The following is a 4,015-nucleotide window of genomic DNA, read 5'->3' on the forward strand; positions in this document are numbered from 1 at the left end:
CGGCGGCCGCGGCCCTGCCCGCGCCCGCCGGAGCCTGAGGCCGGGCCCTCGGGGGCGGCGCCCGTCGGACGCCAAGCCGACCCCAAGGCGACCCCAAGCCCCTCCTGCGACGGTGAGGCCGAGCGGAGCGCCCGGCCCCGCCCCTCCCCCGCCTTCCCGTCCCAGGAGAGCCCCGTCACCATGCCCCTGATCTGCGGCCACGACGCCCCGCCCTACCACCTCCCCGTGTGCGAGCACATCCGTACGGCCCCCGAACCGCTCGACCACCACCTGCACTACACCGGCCGGGGCATGGACCGGCAGCGGATCTGCGCCGCCTGCCGCACCGCGGCCACAGGCGGCGGCGCCGTCCCCACGGCCCGGCTGTGCGAGCCCTGCTTCGACGCGACCGCCGGCGCCACCCTCGGCACGACCGGGCTGCCGCAGACCCTCGACGCCGCCCGCCCGGTGGCCGGGGCCGGCCCGCTGCTGCCCCTGCCCGCCTCCGCCGGACCGGTCGTCGACCTGGCGCCGACCGCCGGGGGCCTGCTGCTCCTCACCGAGGACGGCCGGATCCTGGCCTGGGACCCGGACGGCGGCACACCGCTGGAGCGTGGGCGCAGCGCGGTCAGGGTGCCCGAGGACGCGAAGCCCTGGTCGGGGCACGACAAGGTCCGCCGGCTGCACGCCTCGCCCGACGGCCGGTTCGCCGCCGTGGTCGTGGACTTCGGCCGCCACGGCGAGGTCATCGACCTGGCCACGGGCGCGGTGACCATGAGCTTGGAGAACGACGGCTACTACGAGCACACCGTCCCCTTCTCCCTCGCCTTCACCACGCACGAGGGCCGTACGGTCCTCCTGCACCGCCGCCGGTGGAACCGCGTCGAGGCGGCCGACCCGGCGACCGGCGAGCTGCTGGCGCTGATGCCGGACCGCGAACCGCAGTCGGCCTGGTCGCACCACTTCCACGGCGCCCTGCACCTGAGCCCGGCCGGAACCCGCATCGCCTCCGACGCCTGGCTGTGGCATCCGCTGGGCGAGCCCGTCACCTGGGAACTGCGCCGCTGGCTGGACGAGGGCGCGCGTGCCGCCCTGGACACCCTCGGGTTCCGGCGCCTGCCGGGCTGCGAGTACCACTGGAACCGGCCGATGGTCTGGCTGGACGAGGCCCGGCTGGTCATCGGCGGGATCGGTGACGACGAGGAGGAGCTGGTACCGGGCGCCACCGTCGTGGACGTCACGCGCAGCGAGGACCACGCGGTACGGGGCTGGGGCCCGGCCCGGATCGCCGAATTCGGCGGCCCCCAGGGCCGGTTCTTCGCCGGGAACGGCCTGCTGTTCTCCTCCTCCCCGGCGGGCCTGGAGATCTGGGACCCGGTCGTCGGCGCCCGCACCGGCACCGTCCCGGACTTCCACCCCACGCACCACGACCCCTTCCGCGGGGAACTCCTGGAACTGTCGGCATCCGGCCTCCGCCGCCGCCCCACCTCCGACACCACCTGACCGCCACGACCTTGACGACCGCCATGACCGCCACGACCGCCGTTCCTGATCCCCCGCTTTCCCCATCCTTAAGCGGAACCTAAGAGTCATCGCGGCCGCGCCGAAACGAACGAATGTCCGTTTCGGGGCGGCTAGCGTGCTGCCGCAGTACCAACTCCCCAGTAACCAGAGGCAGGCACGCGATGGGCAGCACAGCAGGTCACCGGCGCACCACCAGTCGTAGGGCGAAGGCCGTGGGAGCGGTCGTCGCGGCGGCGGTGATCGGGGGCGCGGCCCTCGCCCTCAGCGGGACCGCGCAGGCCGGCACCGTGGGCGCCGTGTACACGAAGTCCAGTTCCTGGAGCGGGGGTTACACCGGCCAGTACGTCATCACCAACACCACCGGGCAGGCGCAGTCCGACTGGACGCTCCAGTTCGAGCTTCCGGAGGGCACGAAGGTCGACTCGCTGTGGAACGGCACGCACACGGTCGACGGCCGGCGCGTCACCGTGAAGCCCGCCGAGTGGAACCGGCAGCTCGCGGCCGGCGCCTCCGTCACCGTCGGCTTCGTCACCAGCGGGGCGGGCACCCCCGGAGACCCGACCGGCTGCCGGATCAACGGCCTCAAGTGCTCGGTGGACCAGGGCGCCACCGCCCAGCCCAGCGGACGCCCCACCGCGCGCCCCACCGCCACGGCGACGGCCGCGCCCACCGCGCCCGTGACCTCCGCCGCGCCGACGAAGACCACCTCGCCCTCCCCCACCCCGACGGCCACCACCGCCCCGCCGCCGGGCGGGGGCGCGCGCTTCGCCCCGTACGTGGACACCTCTCTGTACCCCGCCTACGACCTGCTCGACACCGCGACGCGCACCGGCGTGAAGGAGTTCCACCTCGCCTTCATCACCTCCGGCGGCGGCTGCGCCCCGCTCTGGGGCGGGGTCACCGATCTCGCGAACGACAAGGTGGCCGCCCAGATCGGCGCGCTGCGCGCGAAGGGCGGCGACGTACGGGTGTCGTTCGGCGGGGCCGCCGGGCACGAACTGGCCCTGAACTGCGCCACCGTGGACGATCTGGCCGCCGCCTACGGCAAGGTCGTCGACCACTACCGGCTCACCAAGGTCGACTTCGACATCGAGGGCGCCGCCCTGCCGGACACCGCCGCCAACTCCCGCCGCGCGCAGGCCATCGCCCGGCTCCAGAAGTCGCACCCCGGTCTGGACGTGGCCTTCACCCTGCCCGTCATGCCCGAGGGCCTGACCCAGCCGGGCGTGGCGCTGCTGGCCGACGCGAAGAAGAACGGCGTCCGGGTGGACGCCGTCAACATCATGGCGATGGACTACGGACCGGCATACAGCGGGGACATGGGCCTGTACGCGACCCAGGCCGCCACCGCCACGCAGGCCCAGGTCAAGGGGGTGCTCGGGCTGTCGGAGGCGGCGGCGTGGAAGGCCGTGGCCGTCACGCCGATGATCGGTGTGAACGATGTGGTGAGCGAGATCTTCACCGTGGAGGACGCCAAGCAGCTGGTCGACTTCGCCGCGGCGAAGGGCATCGGCCGCCTCGCCATGTGGTCCTCCACGCGCGACAAGCAGTGCGCGGCGGGAGCCGGAAACTACGCCGACGCCACGTGCAGTTCGATCCTCCAGGAGCCGCTGGCCTTCACCAAGGCGTTCGCCGCCCTCCGGTGAGGCCCGCGCCCGTCAGCCGATGAGGCCCGCCCGGGTGGCGAGGTCGAGCGCCGCGTCGAGCTTCGGCCCGGGCAGGCCCTCCACCTGGGCGGCGGCCAGCAGTTCCGCCACCGCCTCCGCATCGGCCTTGCGCTCGCGCGCCAGCTCCGCGAAGCGGGCGACGGCCTCGGCCAGGGCGGCGCGGCCCTGGGGCGGATCGCAGGAGTCCACGGTCAGCTGGACGAACTCCTCGTGCGAGCCGGCCCAGGGCGCGGCCATGTCGAGGCCGTCCTCGTCCAGTTCGGCGGGGTAGGGGATGCGGTGCCAGGCGCCGTCCTCCCACCAGTAGACGAAGCCGAAGAGGTTGCCGTCGGCGTCCTCGCGCAGGAGGTCCCAGGGCAGCCAGTCCGGGCCGCCCGCGAGGAAGTCGATCTGCCGGCCGCCGATATGGGTGCGGCTGCCGTCGGGGTCCTGGCCGCAGAACACGGCGCGGCCCCCGTCGAGCACGGTGAGCCGCCACCAGCCGCCCGCGCCGGTGCTGTGGCACCAGAGGCCGTCTTCGTCGAGCGCGAACTCGGTGCGGCGGGACGCGGCGCCATCGACCATGGCCATGGTCGCCGCCCTGGTCCACAACAGGTCGGGGTGATCGAGGTCTTCGGGCCGGCTGGGCGTGTGCATGATGTTTCTCCTCCCGGGTGCGGCACAAGCCTCGCACGGCGCGTCCGCCGGCCCGCGAGCACGTCCGTACGAGCGCACCGGCACCCCGGACGCGCGAAAAACCCGTCCCGGCCGGCGCGCGGCGCCCGGCGGGTCGGGGGGGGGGGGCGAACCCACAGGCGGTGTTGGAGGTGTTGGCGGCGGCGGGGTTGAGGAGCCCGGACACGTTG

Annotated in this window: 3 protein-coding genes; 2 read left to right on the top strand and 1 reads right to left on the bottom strand. The window is 74.3% G+C overall.

What is annotated here, in order from left to right; genetic code table 11:
* Positions 1-180: 180 nt before the first annotated feature.
* Positions 181-1,482, top strand: coding sequence for a hypothetical protein (locus tag ABZ873_RS33920; protein WP_360880657.1), 1,302 nt, complete (start codon positions 181-183; stop codon positions 1,480-1,482).
* Positions 1,483-1,664: 182 nt separating this feature from the next.
* Positions 1,665-3,149: a cellulose binding domain-containing protein gene (locus ABZ873_RS33925; RefSeq protein ID WP_360880660.1), complete on the top strand. Its 1,485-nt coding sequence runs from the start codon at positions 1,665-1,667 to the stop codon at positions 3,147-3,149.
* Positions 3,150-3,161: 12 nt separating this feature from the next.
* On the opposite strand, the gene ABZ873_RS33930 is transcribed toward ABZ873_RS33925, so the two are convergent.
* Positions 3,162-3,806: a hypothetical protein gene (locus ABZ873_RS33930; protein WP_360880663.1), complete on the bottom strand. Its 645-nt coding sequence runs from the start codon at positions 3,804-3,806 to the stop codon at positions 3,162-3,164.
* Positions 3,807-4,015 lie beyond the last annotated feature (209 nt).

The organism is Streptomyces sp. NPDC047014, assembly GCF_040644195.1.
Classification (GTDB): domain Bacteria; phylum Actinomycetota; class Actinomycetes; order Streptomycetales; family Streptomycetaceae; genus Streptomyces.